Origin of the sequence: Bradyrhizobium sp. BWA-3-5, assembly GCF_032917985.1 — a bacterium.
Taxonomy (GTDB): domain Bacteria; phylum Pseudomonadota; class Alphaproteobacteria; order Rhizobiales; family Xanthobacteraceae; genus Bradyrhizobium.
Genome location: NZ_CP136626.1, coordinates 4,056,609 through 4,074,172, shown reverse-complemented (window position 1 = coordinate 4,074,172; position 17,564 = coordinate 4,056,609). Strand labels below are relative to the sequence as shown.

The window sequence follows — 17,564 nt, the reverse complement described above, 5'->3', positions numbered from 1 at the left end:
GTCACTTCTGTGCCGTCGTTGGATTAGCGACCCCGTAGCGAACCACGTTGACGCTCTCGCTTCGTCTTTGAACCTGCTCCTCTGGGCGCCCTTCGGGCGCGTTGGCATCGGTGATGCTGCGTAGCGCCAGCGACAGCGTGCCGCTCTGGCGCGCGCGCGCCAGCGTTTCGGCCTGCTCGGGCTTCAATTCGAGCGTCGCGGTGCGGCCGACGAGGGAGTTGCTGCCCTCTTTTTCCTTCGGCGCCTGGTCGATCGCGAGCACGCGGATGTTGGAGAGGATGATTTCGGACTGGACGACGTCGGCTCCCTTGCCGTCCGGATTCTTTTCGCGCTTGGAGAGAATGACGTCGACGCGGTCGTTGGGCAGGATAAAGCCGCCGGCGCCGCTTTCAGGCGAGATCTCGGTCGAGAGTGCCCGCGAGCCGGTCGGCAGGATCGCGGCCATGAAGCCGGAGCCGGTGGCCTTGACTAGCTTCTGCTCGCGGATCGGCTCGCCCGCGAAGAAGGGCGAGCGCGCGATCGAGCCGGCGATTTCCTTGATGCCGTCGGCCCTGCCGGCGCGGTTGATCAGACTGGCACCGGCGGCCGAGGCCGGCCAGGTCTGCCATTGCAGGTCCTCGGGTTTGAGCAGTTGGCCGAGCCCGATGTCGGACTTCGCGACCAGGATTTCAACCGTCGGCAATTGTACGACCGGTTCGGCCGCCGGCTTGGTGTTTTCTTCGGTGCCGCGGGCGAGATAGGCAGCAACGCCGCCTGCACCCAACGCGATGATCAGTACGACGATACGTGCGATGTTCATACGCTTACGATCTACTCTTACGCTTACGCAGGGATGCCCAACCGAACACAGCCACCCCCCACAGGAATGACTAGGCATCAAAGGTATAAGGGAACTTGAGGCGTGAAATTTTTGGTTGATCGGAAAGCGGGATTCACCGTCATGGTGAACGGGTGGTTAGCGGTTGCGGGAGGCTTCTCCGCAAAAAACCGGTAGTCGGCCGGGGGAGGGCGCGAACGGTTGAAGTCGTTAATGGAATTGGAGATGCGCTTTAGCTTGCCAAGCCGGCGCCGGCCTGCCGCTATCAGGACGCGCGCGCTTCCTCTTGCGGCTCGGTTTCTGCGAAGCCGGCCTGCAGGACTTCGTCGCGCTTATGGCGCAGATGCGCACGAAGGATATGCGAGAGCCCAACGCCGTCCCGGCGTTGCAGCGCATTGAGGATCGCTTCGTGCTCCTGCACCGCGAGCGCCCAGCGCCGCGGCGTCATCGGCGTGACGTAGCGCGCACGGCGAATCCGGGCGGTGACGGATTCATAGAGGCCCGATAGCACCGGATTGCCGGCGGCGGCGATGATCGCCTCGTGGATGGTGCGATTGCAGCGGTAGTACTGCAGAAGGTCGCGGTTGCCGTAGTGCTCCACCATTGCGGCATGCGCGGCGGCGACCGCGGCGATTTCGGCGTCAGTAATGCGCTCGCAGGCGAGCTCGCCGGCCAGGGCTTCCAGTCCCTGGCACACCTCGAACAGGTCACGCATGTCCTTGTCGGTCAGCCTCGCCGCGCGCGAGCCGCGGTTCGGCAGCAATTGGACCAGGCCTTCCGCCGCAAGCACTTTGAGCGCCTCGCGCAGCGGGGTGCGCGAGATCTGCAGCCTTTCGCAGAGGTCGCGCTCGGGAATCCGCGCGCCCGGCGGAATCTCGCCGTCAAGCAGTATGGCGCGGACGCGGCCTACGACTTCCTCATGCAGCATCGCCGGAAATCCAATTTGAATGCAAAAAGGGCTATACCATCGGAATCTTGACAGTTCCAGCTTGATAAAACGAGTTTTTGCATTCAGAATTGGTAAAAATCGATTAAGAAAGGGCGGCCGGGATGGAGCAGGAGATAGCGGTACGGCAGGATGACCTCCTGTTCGATCTCGATGACGGCATCGGCCGCATCACCTTCAACCGGCCGCAGGCGCGCAACGCCTTCACCTTCGAGATGTACGAGCGCCTGGCCGAGATCTGCGAGCGCGCCAACCGCGACCACGCCATCAAGGTGCTGCTGCTGCGCGGGGCCGGCGACAAGGCGTTTGCCGCAGGCACCGACATCAACCAGTTCCGGGACTTCAAGACGCCGCAGGACGGGATCGACTACGAGAACCGGATCGACCGCGTGCTCGGCATTCTCGAAACGTGCCGGGTGCCGACCATTGCCGCCATCAACGGCGCCTGCACCGGCGGCGGCGCGGGCGTTGCGGCCTGCTGCGATCTGCGTATCGGCACGAAGAGCACCCGGATCGGGTTTCCGATCGCGCGCACGCTCGGCAATTGCCTGTCGATGTCGAATGTCAGCCGCATCACCGCGTTGATCGGCCCGTCACGGGTCAAGGATCTGATCTTCACGGCCAGGCTGGTCGACGCCGAGGAGGCGGCCTCGGTCGGACTGCTCAACGAAATCGTCGATGACCTCACAGCACTCGACAAGCGCGCCGATGAGGTCGCCCGGCTCGTTGCCGGCCACGCGCCGCTGACGCTGAGCGCAACCAAGCAGGCGGTTGCCCGCTTGCAGAAACGGCTGACACGCGAGGAGGGCGAGGACCTCATCGTGATGTGCTACACCAGCCAGGATTTCCGTGAAGGGCTCGACGCGTTTCTCACCAAGCGCGCACCGCAATGGCGCGGCCAATAGGAGCCCTTATGTCCCTTCAAAACGACTCGACACCACGTTCGGGGCCGCTCGCCGGCCTCAAGGTCATCGATCTCACCCACGTGATGGCGGGGCCGACCTGCACGTTGATGCTCGCCGACATGGGCGCCGACGTCATCAAGATCGAGAAATGGCCGAACGGCGATGATACGCGGCACTCGGTGCCGCCGACGATCGGTGACGAGGCGGCTTCCTTCCTGATGATGAACCGCAACAAGCGGGGAATCGTGCTCGATTTGAAGACCGCGGGCGGCAAGGCAGTGCTGCGGCGGCTGATCGCAGGCGCTGATGTGCTGGTCGAGAATTTCGCGCCGGGCGCGATGGAGCGGCTCGGCTTCGGCTATGACGAACTGCACCGGGATTTTCCCGCGCTGATCTATTGCTCGCTGTCCGGCTTCGGCCGCACTGGCCCGTACAAGCATCGCCGCGGCTTCGACCTGGTTGCGCAGGCGATGAGCGGCATCATGAGTTTTACCGGCGAGCGGCCGGACGGCCCGCCGGTCAAATGCGGACCGCCGCTATCTGATATCACGGCCGGCCTGCTCGCCAGCATGGGCATCCTTGCCGCCTATTCGCACCGGCTGAAGACCGGGGAGGGGCAATGGGTAGAGACCTCGCTCTACGAGGCGGCGCTGGTTCAGACCTATTGGCAATCGACGATTGCGCTCGCCAGCAACGTGGCGCCGCGTGCGATGGGCTCGGCCCATCCGCTCAACGCGCCGTATCAGGCGTTTGAGGCGTCCGATGGCTGGCTGGTGGTCGGCGGCGCCAACAAGAAGCATTGGTTGTTGATGCTCGAGGCGCTCGGCGCACCGGAGCTGGCTTCCGACCCTCGCTTCGTCAACGGCTCCGACCGCATGGCGAACCTGAAGGAGCTCGAAGCCGAATTGAGCGCGCGCTTCCGCAAAGAGACGCGGGCGCATTGGCTGGCGGCGCTGGACGAGAAGGGCGTGCCCTGCGGCCCCGTTCATGACATGCTGGAAGCGCTGAACGATCCGCAGACATTGGCGCGCGACATGGTGGTCGAGGTCGAACATTCGACGCTCGGACCGGTCAAGACGATCGGGCTGCCGGTCAAATTCTCGGCGACGCCCGGCAAGGTGCGTTCAGGCGCGCCCGTCTATGGCGAGCATACGCGCGAGGTGCTCCGCGAGCACGGTTTCGATCAGGCGCAGATCGACGCCTTCGAGCGGGAAGGCGCGATCGTTGCCGCCGCCGGCCGCAAGGAGCAGGTCGCCTGACGAGAAAACGACAATAAGAACGACAACAACAATAATGACACTCCGGAGGAAGCCATGAGGATCACGTCGAAACTTCTGCTGTCTGCGGCAGCGTTCATGCTTGTGGGCGCTATTCCGGCCCATGCGGCCTGGCAGCCGCAGAAGCCGATCGAGTTCGTCGCAACCGCGGGGCCGGGCGGCGGCACCGACAATCTCGCGCGCGCCGTGCAGAGCATCATCACCAAGTACAAGCTGACCGAGCAGCCGGTGGTGGTCGTCAACAAGGGCGGCGGCAGCGGCGCGGAAGGCTATGTATACGGCAAGGCGTCCGCCGGCGATCCCTACAAGGTGATCTTCGGCACCTCGAACGCCTGGCAGCAGCCGCTCGTCTCCAAGGTGGCCTTCAACTACACCGATCTCACCCCGATCGCCGCGATGGCGCAGGATGAGTTTCTGCTGTGGGTGAAGCAGGACGCGCCCTACAAGACCGCGGGCGACTTCCTCAAGGCCGCCGCCGCGTCTGAGTTCAAGATGGGCGGCGCGCAGTCCAAGGATACCGACGAGGTGCTGACGCGGATGATCGAGAAGGCGGCGAAGGTCAAGTTCACCTACATCCCCTTCAAGAGCGGTGCGGAGGCCGCCGTGCAACTGGCCGGCGGGCATATCGATGCCCACGTCAACAATCCCTCCGAGAGCCTCGGGCAATGGCGCGGCAGCACGCAGCGCCCGCTCTGCGCGTTCAGCCCGAAGCGGCTGCCGCAGGGGCCGAAGATCACGGCGACCGAAGGCTGGAGCGACGTGCCGACCTGCGTCGAAGAGGGGCTTCCGATTTCGCAGTACGAGCAGCCGCGCACGGTGTGGCTGCCCGGCAAGGTCACCCCGGAGCAGGCGGCGTTCTATGTCGATCTCATGAAGAAGGTGCAGGCAACCCCCGAATGGAAGGAATACATCGAGAAGACCTCGCAGGTTGACACCTTCCTGACCGGCACCGCGTTCGCCGATTTCATCAAGCAGGATCTCGAACACATCAAGCAGGTCGCGGGCGAGCAGGGCTGGCTGGTGAAGTAGGGCGGGCCACGCGATGATATCCCGACGCGCGCTCGAAATCGCCACCGCGGCGCTGACCGGAACGTTCGGCGCTGTGGTTGTCATATCCAGCCTCGACAACGGTATCGGCTGGTCGAGCGCCGGGGTCGATGCCGGCACCTTTCCGTTCCTGACCGGCATCATCATCGTGCTCGGCAGCCTCTACAACGTTGCCCATGGCGCGCTCGGACGCGGCACGCTGGCCATCGTCAGGACAGCCATTACGCCGTCCGAACTGCGCCGCCTCGCCGGGCTGTTCGTGCCGGCCGCGATTTTCGTCGCGGTTATTCCCCTGGTCGGGATGTATCTCGCCTCGGCCGGTTACGTGTTCGCCGTCCTGGCGGTACCGCGGCGGCAGACGGTGTTGCGTGCGCTGGCCATCGCCGCGGCGACGCCGCTTGCGCTCTACGTCGTGTTCGAGCGCATGTTCCAGGTGTCGCTGCCGCACGGCGCGCTCGGCGCGGCGTTCGGTTTCTGAAGGGGCGGGCGATGGAAAACCTTCAATCGCTGCTGCACGGCTTCACTATCGCGGTTACCATTCCGCATCTGACGCTGATGGTGGTCGGCGTCCTGCTCGGCATTCTCGTCGGCGTGCTGCCGGGGCTCGGCGCACCCAACGGGGTATCGTTGCTGCTGCCGCTGACTTTCGGCATGCAGCCGGTGTCGGCCATCATCCTGCTGTCGAGCATGTATTGGGGTGCGTTGTTCGGCGGGTCGGTGACGTCGATCCTGTTCAACATCCCCGGTGAACCGTCCTCGGTCGCCACCACATTCGATGGCTATCCGATGGCGCGCGACGGCCGGCCGACGACGGCGCTCGCCACCGCCTTCGGCTCGGCGGCGTTCGGGGCGCTGGTCGGCGTCATCCTAATTACGTTTCTGGCCTCCTGGGTGGCCCAGGTGGCGCTCGCCTTCGGGCCGCCGGAATACTTTGCGGTCTATTTCCTCGCCTTCGCCAGCTTCGTCGGCATGGGCGGCGCAGCGCCGATCAAGACGGTGGTGGCACTCGCGATCGGGTTTGCGATCGCGGCGATCGGCATCGATACGGTCTCCGGCAGCGTGCGGCTCACCATGGGGATCGACGAGCTGGTGAAGGGCGTCAGCTTCGTCGTGGCCGTGATGGGGCTGTTCGGCATCGGTGAGCTGCTGATCGCGGTCGAGGAGGAGTTTTCCGCCCGCGCGGTCTCGTCGCGGGTAGACTGGAAGGAAGTGTTCCGGGCGCTCGGCCGGCTGCCGGGCCATGGCGTCGCGCTGTTGCGCAGCGCCGCCATCGGCTGCTGGATGGGGATTACCCCGGGCGGCCCGACCGCAGCTTCCTTCATGAGCTATGGCATCGCCAAGCGCTTTTCGCGCAATGGCGCGCGGTTCGGCACAGGCGAGGCCGAGGGCATCGTCGCGCCCGAGACCGCCGACCATGCTGCCGGCACCAGCGCGCTGCTCCCGATGCTCTCGCTCGGCATTCCCGGCTCCGCGACGGCTGCCGTGATGATGGGCGGGCTGATGATCTGGGGATTGAATCCCGGACCGATGTTGTTCGTCGACCAGAAGGATTTCGTCTGGGGGCTGATCGCCTCGATGTATGTCGGCAACATCGTCGCGGTCGCGCTCGTGCTGCTCACCGTCCCGGTGTTTGCCGCCCTGATGCGCATTCCGTTCGCCGTCATTGCCCCGCTGATCGTCATCATCTGCGTCGTCGGCGCCTATTCGGTCTCGAACTCCTATCTCGACATCGTCCTGATGCTCGGCTTCGGCCTGGTCGGCTATCTCTTCAAGAAGCTGCACTATCCGCTGGCGCCCCTGGTGCTGGCGATCGTGATCGGCGACAAGGCCGAGGACGCGTTCCGGCAGGCCATGCTGATGTCCAAGGGATCGCTCGGGATATTCTTTGCGAACACCCTGGTGACGACGCTCGTGCTGGCCGGGATGGCGCTGCTGTTGCTTCCGCTCGTCCTGCAGCTCGTGCGTCTATCGCGCAAACCGGGCGAAACCGCTCGTGAAGAAGTGAGGATCATATGAACCTGCATAGTCCCGGCAAGCCGGTGATCGCGCTGGCGATGGGCGACCCCGCCGGCATCAGCCCGGAGCTGACCGCCAAACTCACCTGTCTCGAGGAAATCCGTTCGCGCGCACGGCTGATCGTGATCGGGGACCGCCGCGTGTTCGATGAAGGCGCGCAGGTGGTCGGCATCGAGAGCAACCTGCCGAATGTATCGCCATCGGCGGACCCTCGAACAATCGGCAGTGACGCCGCCTTTATGGACCTCGGCCATCTCGATCCCGCGACAATCGCACAGGGGGTCGCCAGCCAGCCAGGTGGCGCGTTCGCACTGGAGAATTATCGTCGCGCGCTGACGATGGCGCGTGACGGACAGGTCGACGCCGTCTGCTTCACGCCGTTCAACAAGAAGGCGATGCGGCTCGCGCGCGCCGAGTATGACGACGAGATCGCCTTCTCCGCCGAGATCGCCGGCCTGAAAACCCCGGCCAGCGAATTCAACGTGCTCGAAGGGCTCTGGAATGCCCGCGTCACCTCACACATTCCGCTCAAGGACGTCGCCTCGCGCCTGTCAGTCGAACGTATTCATCGCGCGCTGAAACTGACCGATGCCTGCATGCGGCGAGCCGGCTTTGCCGACCCGCGGATCGCGGTCGCCGGGCTCAACCCGCATGCCGGCGACGGCGGCAATTTCGGCCACGAGGAGATCGACGTGATCGAACCCGCCGTCAAGGCCGGTCGGGCCGAAGGCATAGCCGCGGAAGGACCGTTCCCGGCCGACACCGTGTTCCTGCGCGCCAGGAATGGCGCCTTCGATGCCGTGCTGACGATGTATCACGACCAGGGCCAGATCGCGATGAAGCTGATGGGCTTTGATCGCGGCGTGACGATCCTCGGCGGTTTTCCGTTTCCGATCTGCACGCCGGCCCACGGCACGGCCTATGACATCGCCGGCCAGGGCGTCGCCTCGGTCGGTGCCAGCCGCGCAGCCGTGCTGCTCGCAGCCGAGATGGCTGGCGCGGCCAAGGCGGGAAATCGGGCGGCGTGAGCTAGCGGCCGACAGTGAGGTGAGTCGGATTCAGTCGACAGTCGACCGTCTGCTGCGCCGGCCGTTGCCGGCTACTGTGCATGGGGTTGTTTTCGATATTTTGTTTCGGGTGGTCCAGGCCGACCTTTAGACCGCCGCCTTCAATGCCGCAAACCCGCGCTCCAGGTCGGCCTTGAGATCCTCGACATTCTCCAGGCCGATGTGGAACCGCAGCGTCGGGCCGCCCGGCGACCATTTGGTCGCGGTCCGGTATTCGTTGCAGTCAAACGGGACGACGAGGCTTTCGAAACCGCCCCACGAAAAACCCATGCCGAACAGCTTGACCTCATCGAGCAGGGCGTCGACGGCCTTCTGTGGCACCGGCTTCAGCACAATGCTGAATAGGCCGGAGGCGCCGGTGAAGTCGCGCTTCCAGATCGCGTGGCCTGGATGGCTCTCCAGCCCGGGATGCAACACCGCGAGGACTTCCGGGCGGCCGGCGAGCCAGCGCGCCATTTCGAGGCCCGAGCGGTGATGCTGCGCCAGCCGCACCTGTAACGTGCGGGTGCCGCGCAGCGCCAGGAAGACGTCGTCGGGACCGGCACACACCCCGAGCAGGCGGATGCCCTCGGCAATCAGCGGCCAGGCTTTTGCGTTCGCCGAAATCGTGCCGAACATGATGTCGGAATGGCCGCCGATATATTTGGTCGCGGCCTGCATGCTGATGTCGACGCCCTGGTCGAGCGAGCGGTGAAACAGCGGCGTCGCCCAGGTGTTGTCGTCGATGACGAGCGCGTCCCTGGCATGCGCGACTTCGGCAATGGCGGGGATGTCGGTCATCTCGAACGACTGCGAGCCGGGCGTCTCGACCAGCACCGCCCTCGTGTTGGGCTTGAACAGCTTTTCGATTCCGGCGCCGATCAGCGGATCGAAATAGGTCACCTCGACGCCGTAGCGCGACAGCATGCCATTGCAGAAATTGCGCGACGGCCGGTAGACGTTGTCGGTCACCAGCAGATGATCGTCGGCCTTCAGCACCGAGAGAAGGGTGGTGGTGATGGCGGCAAGGCCGGATGGCGCAAGGCCGACACCGGCGCATTGCGGGCCCTCCAGCGACATCAGGACGTCCTGCAGCGCCCGCGTGGTCGGCGAGCCGTGGCGCCCGTAGGTGAATTCGGCGCGGTGGGCATGCAGGTCTTCGGCCGTCGGATAGAGGACGGTCGAACCGTGGTACACGGCAGGGTTTACAAAGCCCCTTTGGCCCTTGGTGTCACGGCCGGCGGTGACCAGCCTGGTTTCGGGGTTTTGCGGATTCGAGGCGCCGTCGTTCGAAAAGCTCATGCGTTTGCATTATCCAAGACGTTATGCCGCAGCCGCAACTTGATGGCGAAAACACCGACAGGCGGCGGGTCGGGGCCGGTAAGTTAATAACAAGACACAGAAGTCGGCCGTCAACCCCTTGACCCGGCTCGCCAGTCGTTCTGAGATGCGGCTAACAAAACAATCGCTGCAAGTTGAGGGGCCTGCCGCGATATCCGATCCTGCACCTGACCGTATGGCACGCAAAATGCACGGTCAGGATGACGCTTTTCAGGCGAGGGATCAGCGGGTTGGCCCAGCAACGTCAAGCGTTGCCTAAGAAACGATCTCCGGACGACCCGACCTCTTGAAAGGCCTAGCCCATGAAACGCGTATCTCTGGTTGTTACCCTTGCCGCTGTCGCAACTCTTTCGGCCCAGGCCGCCTCGGCGCAAACCCTCAAGACGGTCAAGGACCGCGGCCAACTGTCTTGCGGCGTCAGCCAGGGCCTGCCCGGCTTTTCGACGCCGGATGATAAGGGCAACTGGACCGGTCTCGACGTCGACATCTGCCGGGCGATCGCCGCTGCCATCTTCAACGACGCGACCAAGATCAAGTTCGTGCCGCTGTCGGCCAAGGACCGCTTCACCGCGCTGCAATCCGGCGAAATCGACGTGCTGTCCCGCAACACCACCTGGACGCTGTCGCGCGACACCTCGCTGGGTGCCAACTTCACCGGCGTCACCTATTATGACGGCCAGGGTTTTCTGGTGAAGAAATCGCTGAAGGTGAATTCGGCGCTGGAGCTGAACAGCGCGTCGGTCTGCGTGCAGACCGGCACCACGACCGAGCAGAACCTTGCCGACTACTTCAAGGGCAACAACATGAAGTATGAGGTGATCGCGTTCTCGACCGCCGATGAAACCGTCAAGGCCTATGAATCCGGCCGCTGCGACGTGTTCACGTCAGACGTGTCCCAGCTCTATGCCGAGCGCCTGAAGCTCGCCAATCCCGCCGATCACGTCGTGCTGCCCGAGGTGATCTCGAAGGAGCCGCTCGGACCGATGGTCCGCCATGGCGACGACCAGTGGTTCGACATCGTGAAGTGGACGCTCTTCGGGATGGTCAGCGCCGAGGAACTCGGCATGACTCAGAAGAACATCGATGAGATGGTCAAGTCCGACAAGCCCGACGTCAAGCGCGCCGTGGGCACCGACGGCAATCTGGGCGAGCAGCTCGGCCTGACCAAGGACTGGCTGGTGCGGATCGTGAAGGCGACCGGCAATTACGGCGAGTCGTTCGAGCGCAACGTCGGTTCCGGCTCCAAGCTCGGCATTGCCCGGGGCCTCAACAACCTCTGGAGCAAGGGCGGCATCCAGTACGCCCCGCCGATCCGCTAAGCGCCGAAGAGAGGGGCTGCGGCGATGGCCATCGACCCCCGAAAACCACCGTCGCAGCTGCTTCCGAGGCTGCAGAAGGCCCTCGGCGGGCGGGCGGGCTGGAGCGGCTTCGTGCTCCAGCTCCTGTTCGTTGCCGCGCTCGCCTGGATCTCGTATGAGATCGTCGCCAATGCCCGCGCCAATTTGCAGGCACAGCGCATCACCGCGGGCTTCGGCTTCCTTGCCAACAATGCCGGCTTTGACGTCAGCCAGAGCCTGATCTCCTATTCAGGCTCCGACCCCTACACCCGCGTCTTTGTAGTCGGCCTGCTCAACACGCTATTGGTCTCGGTGATCGGCATCTTCTTCGCCACCATCATCGGATTTCTCGTTGCGCTCGGCCGGTTGTCGCCGAACTGGCTGCTGGCGCGGATCTCGGGCGGCTATGTCGAGCTGATCCGCAACCTGCCGGTGCTGTTCCAGATCCTGTTCTGGTACCTGGCGGTGCTCGCCGCGCTGCCCAACCCGCGGCAGAGCGTTTCGATCTTCGACAGCATCTTTCTAAGCAATCGCGGCTTGATCGTACCGAGGCCGGTCGGCGAGCCCGGCTTCGAGCCGTTCGTCGTCGCTTTGCTGGTGGCGATCGTCGCCACGATCGCGCTGTGGCGATATGCGCGCCGCCAGCTCTTCCAAAGCGGCAGGGTGATCAAGGTCTGGCCCTATGCGCTTGGCATGATCATGGGCTTGCCGCTGCTCAGCGTGCTGATCTTCGGCAAGCCGGTCACGTTCGAGGTGCCGGTGCTCCGGGGCTTCAACTTCGCCGGCGGCTCGCGCCTCATTCCCGAATTCGTCGCGCTGACGGTCGCGCTTTCGACCTACACCGCGGCCTTCATCGCCGAGATCGTGCGCGCCGGCATTCTCTCCGTGCACAAGGGCCAGATGGAAGCCGGCTCCTCGCTTGGGCTGCAGCGCGGCTCGGTGCTGCGGCTGATCGTGATCCCGCAGGCGATGCGCGTGATCCTGCCGCCGCTCACCAACCAGTACCTCAACCTGACCAAGAACTCCTCGCTGGCGGTCGCGATCGGCTATCCCGACCTGGTCTCGGTGTTCGCCGGCACGACGCTGAGCCAGACCGGGCAGGCCATTGAAATCATCGGCATCACCATGGGCGTCTATCTCCTGATCTCGCTGGTGACCAGCGCGATCATGAGTTTCTATGGATGGCGCATCAGCCGGAGCATGGGCGGATGAGCGACACGACCGCATCCAATTTCGTCCGCCAGGAGCTGGTGCCGGAGCGGGCGGCGCCGGTGAAGACCACGGGCTTCGTCGGCTTCCTGCGCACCCGCCTGTTCAATTCACCCACCAACATCCTGATCACGATCGTCAGCCTGTTGCTGCTGTGGGTGATCGTCTTTCCGGCCGTGAAATTCGCGTTCATCGACGCGGTCTGGATCGGCAAGGACCGCACTGCGTGCCTGCCGAAAAATCCAAACGACGTGGTCGGCGCCTGCTGGCCCTTCATTCAGGCCAAGTTCTCGCAGTTCATCTACGGCTTCTATCCGGAGCCGGAACGCTGGCGCGTCAATCTCACTTTCGCTCTTGCGGCGATCCTCTTGATTCCGCTGCTGATTCCGCGGCTGCCGGCTAAGGGCCTGAACGCCTTATTGTTCTTCGTGGCGTTGCCGGTCGTTGCGTTCTTTCTGCTGCGCGGCGGCGGGCTCGGCGGCTTCGGCGTGAGCTGGACGGCCGGGCTACTTTCGGGCTTCAACGACAGCATCGGCGAGGGCGGCAGAAAGCTGGTCGTCTCCGGCGAGACGACGGCCGTCATCGGCCCGCTGCTGTGGGTGATCGGCAAGCTGCTGGTCCTGCTCAGTACGCTGGTGAGCTGGATACTTCTGCCGTTGACCTGGCTGCGTGACCAGATCCAGGGCTCCCGCGGTCCGGTCTGGCTCGACCTTGCGGCGACCGCTGTGATCGTGTCGGCGCTGCTGTTCTGGCTGACCGGCAGCATCCGCTCCGTCGCCACCAATCTCGCGGTTTTCGTCGGGATCGCCGGCGTCATCCAGATCATGGGTCTGGACCGAGGTGGTCTCCCCGAGGTCGATACGCGGCTGTGGGGCGGGCTTTTGGTGACGCTGGTGGTGTCGGTCGTCGGCATCGTCGCCTCGATGCCGGTCGGCATCGCGCTGGCGCTGGGCCGCCGTTCGACCATCCCGCTGATCCGGATTTTCTCGATTGCCTTCATCGAGTTCTGGCGCGGCGTTCCCTTGATCACCGTGCTGTTCTTCGCGACCTACATGCTGCCGCTGTTCGTGCCGACCGGCTTCACCATCGACGGGTTGATGCGCGCGTTGATCGGCATCGCGCTATTCGCCGGCGCCTATCAGGCCGAAGTCATCCGCGGCGGCCTGGCGGCGATCCCGCGCGGGCAGGCGGAGGCGGCGAGCGCGCTCGGTCTTTCCTGGGCTAAGACGACGGCGCTCATCGTGATGCCGCAGGCGCTCCGCCACGTCATTCCCGGTCTCGTCAACAGCTTCATCGCGCTGTTCAAGGACACCTCGCTGGTCTCGATCGTCGCGCTGTTCGATTTGCTCGGACAGCTCCGGGCGTCGTTCAGCGACCCGAACTGGGCAACGCCGACGACGCTGTTTACCGGCTTTGCATTCGTCGGCATAATTTACTTCGCCTTCTGCTTTGGCATGTCGCGTTACTCGCTGTTCGTCGAGAACCGGCTGAACGCCCATCGTCGCAACTGAGTACATCACATGACCGCAAATTCGATCGTCGGCATCAACGCGCTCAACAAGTGGTACGGCGACTTTCACGTGCTGCGTGACATCAACCTCGATGTCGCCAAGGGCGAGCGCATCGTGATCTGCGGCCCCTCGGGCTCGGGCAAGTCGACGCTGATCCGCTGCATCAACGCGCTGGAGGAATTCCAGGAAGGCCAGATCGTGGTCGAGGGCATCGAGCTCGGCCCGAACCTGAAACGGGTCGACGAGGTACGCCGCGAGGTCGGCATGGTGTTCCAGAGTTTCAATCTGTTCCCGCATCTGACCGTGCTGGAGAACTGCACGCTGGCGCCGATCTGGGTTCGCAACATCCCCAAGAAGGATGCTGAGGCGACCGCGATGAAATTCCTGGAGCGGGTCAAGATCCCGCATCAGGCCAACAAATATCCGGGCCAGATGTCGGGCGGTCAGCAGCAGCGCGTCGCCATCGCCCGCGCCCTGACCATGAACCCGAAGGTGATGCTGTTCGACGAGCCGACCTCGGCGCTCGATCCCGAAATGGTCAAGGAGGTGCTCGACACCATGGTCGACCTCGCCAAGGAAGGCATGACCATGCTGGTCGTCACCCACGAAATGGGATTTGCCCGCGAAGTCGCCAACCGCGTCGTATTCATGGATGCCGGTCAGGTGATCGAGTCGAACACGCCGCACGAGTTCTTCGCCAATCCCCAGCACGCGCGGACGAAGCTGTTCCTGAGCCAGATTTTGCGGCATTGATGGCGCGATAGGGTGGGCAAAGCACGTGCCCACCAGCAGTGCCGATAGGGAGAAAATGGTGGGCACGGCGCAAGAGCGCTTTGCCCACCCTACGAAATCCGCCTCACACCTTCTCGAACGGCACCTCGATCCGGGGGCGCTTCTCCAGCCATGTCGGCACCGGCAGGTTCTTGGAGCGCATGAACGCCGGATTGAACAGCTTTGATTGATAGCGGCCACCGGAATCGGCGAGGATCGTGACAATGGTCTTGCCGGGCCCGAGCTGTTTGGCGAGCCGGATCGCACCCGCTATGTTGACCCCGGTCGAGCCGCCGAGGCACAGGCCCTCGTGCTCGACCAACTCGTAGATCACGTTCACGGCTTCCTCGTCCGAAATCAGAAAAGCGTCGTCGACCTTTGCGGTCTCGACGACGGGCGTGACGCGGCCGAGCCCGATGCCCTCGGTGATGGAGTCGCCCGGGGTCGATTTGGCCTTGCCGTGCTTGAATAGCTCGTACATGGCAAACCCGTGCGGATCGGCGCATGCGTTGATAATGCCGGGGTGCTTTTCCTTCAGATAGCGGCTGGTGCCGGCGAGCGTTCCGCCGGTGCCGACCGAGCAGATGAAGCCGTCGATCTTGCCGCCGGTCTGCTCCCAGATCTCCGGTCCCGTGGACTCGTAATGCGCCTTCGCATTGTCGAGATTGTTCCACTGGTCGGCAAACAAGACGCCGTTCGGCTCGGTCTTGCGAAGCTGGGCGGCCAGCCGCCGCCCGACATGCTGGTAGTTGTTGGGATTGGCGTAGGGCAGCGCCGGCACCTCGACAAGCTCGGCCCCGCACAGCCGCAGCATGTCTTTCTTTTCCTGGCTCTGTGTTTCTGGAATCAGGATCAAGGTCCGGTAGCCGCGGGCACTGGCGACGACGGCGAGCCCAATGCCGGTATTGCCGGCGGTCGATTCCACCACCAGCCCGCCCGGCTTGAGCTCGCCGCGCTTCTCGGCCTCGAGGATCATCCATTTGCCGGCGCGGTCCTTGACCGACTGGCCGGGATTCATGAATTCGGCTTTGCCAAGAATGGTGCAACCCGTCAGTTCAGATGCACGCTTGAGCTTGATGAGGGGCGTGTTGCCGATCGCTTCGATGACGTCTTTGTTGAAGGCCATATTGTTGAAATTGCCGGTTTGTTTTGCCTAATCCCTGGGCGAACCCTAAAGGACCGGGGCTAGCCGCACAAGTAAGCGTTCGGGCCGGGCGGTCAGGCCGGTTTAGCAAACACCACCTGGCGGACATCGATATTTCCCGACAGGAATCCGGCCTCGCAATAGGCCAGATAGTATTCCCACAGCCGCCGGAAGCGATCGTCGAAGCCCGACGGGATCAGGTTGGGCCAGGCCGCGCGGAAATTGCTTCGCCAGATCGCAAGCGTCTTGGCATAATCTTGCCCAAAGATGCGTTCGCGGATGACGGGAACACCGAAGCGTTCGCCAAGTGCTTTCAGGATCTCGGGCGACGGCAGCATGCCGCCGGGAAATACATAGCGCTGGATGAAATCGACATCGCGGCGATAGGTCTGGAACAGGCTGTCCTGGATGGTGATGGCCTGGATCCCGGCAAGTCCTCCCGGCAGCAGGCGGTCGCGCAACTGTGAAAAGTACTTCGGCCAGAACTGCTCGCCGACCGCCTCGATCATCTCAATCGACGCGATCCGGTCGTAGCGGTCGCGCTCGTCGCGATAGTCTTGCAGCTTGATCTCGACCTTGTCGCTGAGCCCGGCGCTGAAGATGCGCGCCTGTGCGAAATCGCGCTGTTCCTTGCTGATGGTGAGCCCGACGACCTTGGCACCAAACGTCCTGGCGGCGTATTCGGCAAAGCCGCCCCAACCGCAGCCGATTTCCAGCAGCTTCTGACCCGGCCGCAGATCGATGGCTTCGGCGAGGCGCCGATACTTGTTGTGCTGGGCTGCGGTGAGGTCCGCCGTGCCTTCTTCGAACAAGGCCGACGAATAAGTCATGCTGGGATCGAGCCACGCCGAATAGAACGCGTTGCCGATATCATAATGCGCATAGATGTTGCGCCGTGCTTGCCGCCGCGTGTTGCGGTTGAGCCAGTGCCTGACGATCTGCAGCGTCCGCGTCAGCGGTGTACCGATCAGCATCTTCTGCATCCAGTCCTGATTGACGCAGAACAGATAGAGGAACTGGGTCAGGTCGGGCGTGTCCCATTCGCCTCGCAGATAGGCCTCCGCAATGCCGATGTCGCCGCCGCGCAGGAGGCGCGAGGCAAAACCGTAGTCATAGATCTTCATCGCCGCCGCGGGACCCGGTCCGTTGCCGCCGAGCCGGACCGTGCGGCCGTCGGACAGCGTTACGTCGAGCGAGCCATGTTGCAGCTTTGAACCGAAGCCCAGCGCCAGCCGGACCAGGCGGGGCAATTCCGGAAACGTCGTGTCTACGGTTTCCGATGTGACCGAAATCAATTCGGACATGTGCGATCCATCGAACGTCGGTTTTACCCGGACTTCGCACGGCCGATCGGCCCTGCTTCAGTCTTCGGCATGGGCGGACAACGTCGGCGAAGTATAATCGTTGCCATCAGCGGTTCTCAAGGTGGTATCGAGCGCGGCGCGCTAACGCGGCACCCAGCCGGATGCCCTTGAGCCACAACTGCAGCGCCTCCCAGTGGATCGCGGCCATGACCTTCATCGTGACTAGTGGCAGCACAAAAACGCGTGCAACAACTCCTTGGTACTGAGCGCGCGGCGATTGCCATTGAAGGTTGCAGCCAGCAGGGGGCCGCTGCGGTCGGTCTCCAGAATTCGCAGTTGCACGCGGTCGCCCGGCGGCCGTATCCGGAAATGGTAGCCCATCGCCATCTCGACGAAGGGCGAGACCTAGAACAGCTTGTCCTGCCGTTGCCGCAGACCGGCGGCGCTGATCTCACCTAGCGTTACTGGCAACACATAGGAATGGGTCTCGCCGAAGGTGTTGCGCACTTCATAGATTAGCAATGCCAGCTCACCCCCAGCGCGATAACACAAGTAAATCGAGAGCGGATTGAAGAAGTAGCCGAGCAGGCGGAGAAAGCTGAGTAGCAGCACCCGCCCGCCCGCGAGGTCGATGCCGCGATCAGCGGCGCAACGCTGCGCAAGGGCACGTAGAGACGATCCGCAGCGCTCGCCATGGTCTGCCTCGTGAAACTGTAGAGCGCGGCGCGGTTGACGCCGAATAGCATCGACTGCCGGTCTGCTTCTGCCAGCCGGTCGAGGTCGATCAAGAGGCTCATCACGCGATAGCGGAAGCGATGGCCGACCGGCTTCAGCCGGGCATGCATGACGTCGCCGACGTAGAGCGATGCGGCCGCGGAAGGTGCGTCAGACGG

The 17,564-nt window shown here is 63.7% G+C and carries 15 protein-coding genes and 1 pseudogene; 10 read left to right on the top strand and 6 right to left on the bottom strand.

The genetic code is table 11. From position 1 onward, the window contains the following. Position 1: 1 nt before the first annotated feature. Both cpaB and RX331_RS19640 read right to left on the bottom strand, forming a co-directional pair. On the bottom strand, positions 2-799 hold the full coding sequence (gene cpaB / locus RX331_RS19645) for a Flp pilus assembly protein CpaB (RefSeq protein WP_317251569.1): 798 nt from the start codon (positions 797-799) through the stop codon (positions 2-4). Positions 800-1,082: 283 nt separating this feature from the next. After that, positions 1,083-1,745, bottom strand: coding sequence for a GntR family transcriptional regulator (locus RX331_RS19640; RefSeq protein ID WP_317251568.1), 663 nt, complete (start codon positions 1,743-1,745; stop codon positions 1,083-1,085). Between the two features lie 122 nt (positions 1,746-1,867). Here RX331_RS19640 and RX331_RS19635 point away from each other — a divergent pair, with 122 nt between their 5' ends. Genes RX331_RS19635 through RX331_RS19610 form a run of 6 tightly spaced genes read left to right on the top strand, consistent with a single transcriptional unit; the run spans position 1,868 to position 8,036 of the window. After that, complete coding sequence (locus RX331_RS19635; RefSeq protein WP_317251567.1) at positions 1,868-2,668, top strand: enoyl-CoA hydratase/isomerase family protein; 801 nt, start codon at positions 1,868-1,870, stop codon at positions 2,666-2,668. Positions 2,669-2,676: 8 nt separating this feature from the next. Continuing rightward, on the top strand, positions 2,677-3,927 hold the full coding sequence (locus RX331_RS19630; protein WP_317251566.1) for a CoA transferase: 1,251 nt from the start codon (positions 2,677-2,679) through the stop codon (positions 3,925-3,927). Between the two features lie 54 nt (positions 3,928-3,981). Next, positions 3,982-4,974 carry a Bug family tripartite tricarboxylate transporter substrate binding protein gene (locus RX331_RS19625; RefSeq protein WP_317251565.1) on the top strand — a complete coding sequence of 331 codons (993 nt, stop codon included), beginning with the start codon at positions 3,982-3,984 and terminating at the stop codon, positions 4,972-4,974. Positions 4,975-4,987: 13 nt separating this feature from the next. Beyond that, the gene (locus RX331_RS19620; RefSeq protein WP_317251564.1) at positions 4,988-5,470 is read left to right on the top strand and encodes a tripartite tricarboxylate transporter TctB family protein; all 483 of its coding nucleotides are present in this window, start codon (positions 4,988-4,990) and stop codon (positions 5,468-5,470) included. An 11-nt stretch (positions 5,471-5,481) separates the two neighbouring features. Further along, positions 5,482-7,008, top strand: coding sequence for a tripartite tricarboxylate transporter permease (locus RX331_RS19615; RefSeq protein ID WP_317251563.1), 1,527 nt, complete (start codon positions 5,482-5,484; stop codon positions 7,006-7,008). Continuing rightward, the gene (locus RX331_RS19610; RefSeq protein WP_317251562.1) at positions 7,005-8,036 is read left to right on the top strand and encodes a 4-hydroxythreonine-4-phosphate dehydrogenase PdxA; all 1,032 of its coding nucleotides are present in this window, start codon (positions 7,005-7,007) and stop codon (positions 8,034-8,036) included. Before RX331_RS19615 ends, RX331_RS19610 begins: the two co-directional genes overlap by 4 nt. Positions 8,037-8,162: 126 nt before the next feature. Here RX331_RS19610 and metC read toward each other — a convergent pair whose 3' ends face one another. Next, positions 8,163-9,356: a cystathionine beta-lyase gene (gene metC / locus RX331_RS19605; RefSeq protein WP_317251561.1), complete on the bottom strand. Its 1,194-nt coding sequence runs from the start codon at positions 9,354-9,356 to the stop codon at positions 8,163-8,165. Between the two features lie 341 nt (positions 9,357-9,697). Here metC and RX331_RS19600 point away from each other — a divergent pair, with 341 nt between their 5' ends. Genes RX331_RS19600 through RX331_RS19585 form a run of 4 tightly spaced genes read left to right on the top strand, consistent with a single transcriptional unit; the run spans position 9,698 to position 14,205 of the window. Then, positions 9,698-10,714, top strand: coding sequence for an amino acid ABC transporter substrate-binding protein (locus RX331_RS19600; RefSeq protein ID WP_317251560.1), 1,017 nt, complete (start codon positions 9,698-9,700; stop codon positions 10,712-10,714). 24 nt (positions 10,715-10,738) lie between these two features. Then, positions 10,739-11,944, top strand: a complete 1,206-nt coding sequence (locus RX331_RS19595; protein WP_317251559.1) for an amino acid ABC transporter permease — start codon at positions 10,739-10,741, stop codon at positions 11,942-11,944. Continuing rightward, positions 11,941-13,452 (top strand): amino acid ABC transporter permease, encoded by a 1,512-nt coding sequence (locus tag RX331_RS19590; protein ID WP_317251558.1) that lies wholly within the window; start codon positions 11,941-11,943, stop codon positions 13,450-13,452. Before RX331_RS19595 ends, RX331_RS19590 begins: the two co-directional genes overlap by 4 nt. 9 nt (positions 13,453-13,461) lie before the next feature. Then, on the top strand, positions 13,462-14,205 hold the full coding sequence (locus tag RX331_RS19585; protein WP_057838241.1) for an amino acid ABC transporter ATP-binding protein: 744 nt from the start codon (positions 13,462-13,464) through the stop codon (positions 14,203-14,205). A 103-nt stretch (positions 14,206-14,308) separates the two neighbouring features. On the opposite strand, the gene RX331_RS19580 is transcribed toward RX331_RS19585, so the two are convergent. The 3 genes and pseudogenes from RX331_RS19580 to RX331_RS19570 form a co-directional block, all read right to left on the bottom strand. Then, complete coding sequence (locus tag RX331_RS19580; protein ID WP_317251557.1) at positions 14,309-15,349, bottom strand: cysteine synthase A; 1,041 nt, start codon at positions 15,347-15,349, stop codon at positions 14,309-14,311. Positions 15,350-15,441: 92 nt separating this feature from the next. After that, positions 15,442-16,671 carry a cyclopropane-fatty-acyl-phospholipid synthase family protein gene (locus tag RX331_RS19575; RefSeq protein WP_317251556.1) on the bottom strand — a complete coding sequence of 410 codons (1,230 nt, stop codon included), beginning with the start codon at positions 16,669-16,671 and terminating at the stop codon, positions 15,442-15,444. A 106-nt stretch (positions 16,672-16,777) separates the two neighbouring features. Further along, positions 16,778-17,516: pseudogene (locus RX331_RS19570) on the bottom strand (DUF1365 domain-containing protein). Between the last annotated feature and the right edge of the window lie 48 nt (positions 17,517-17,564).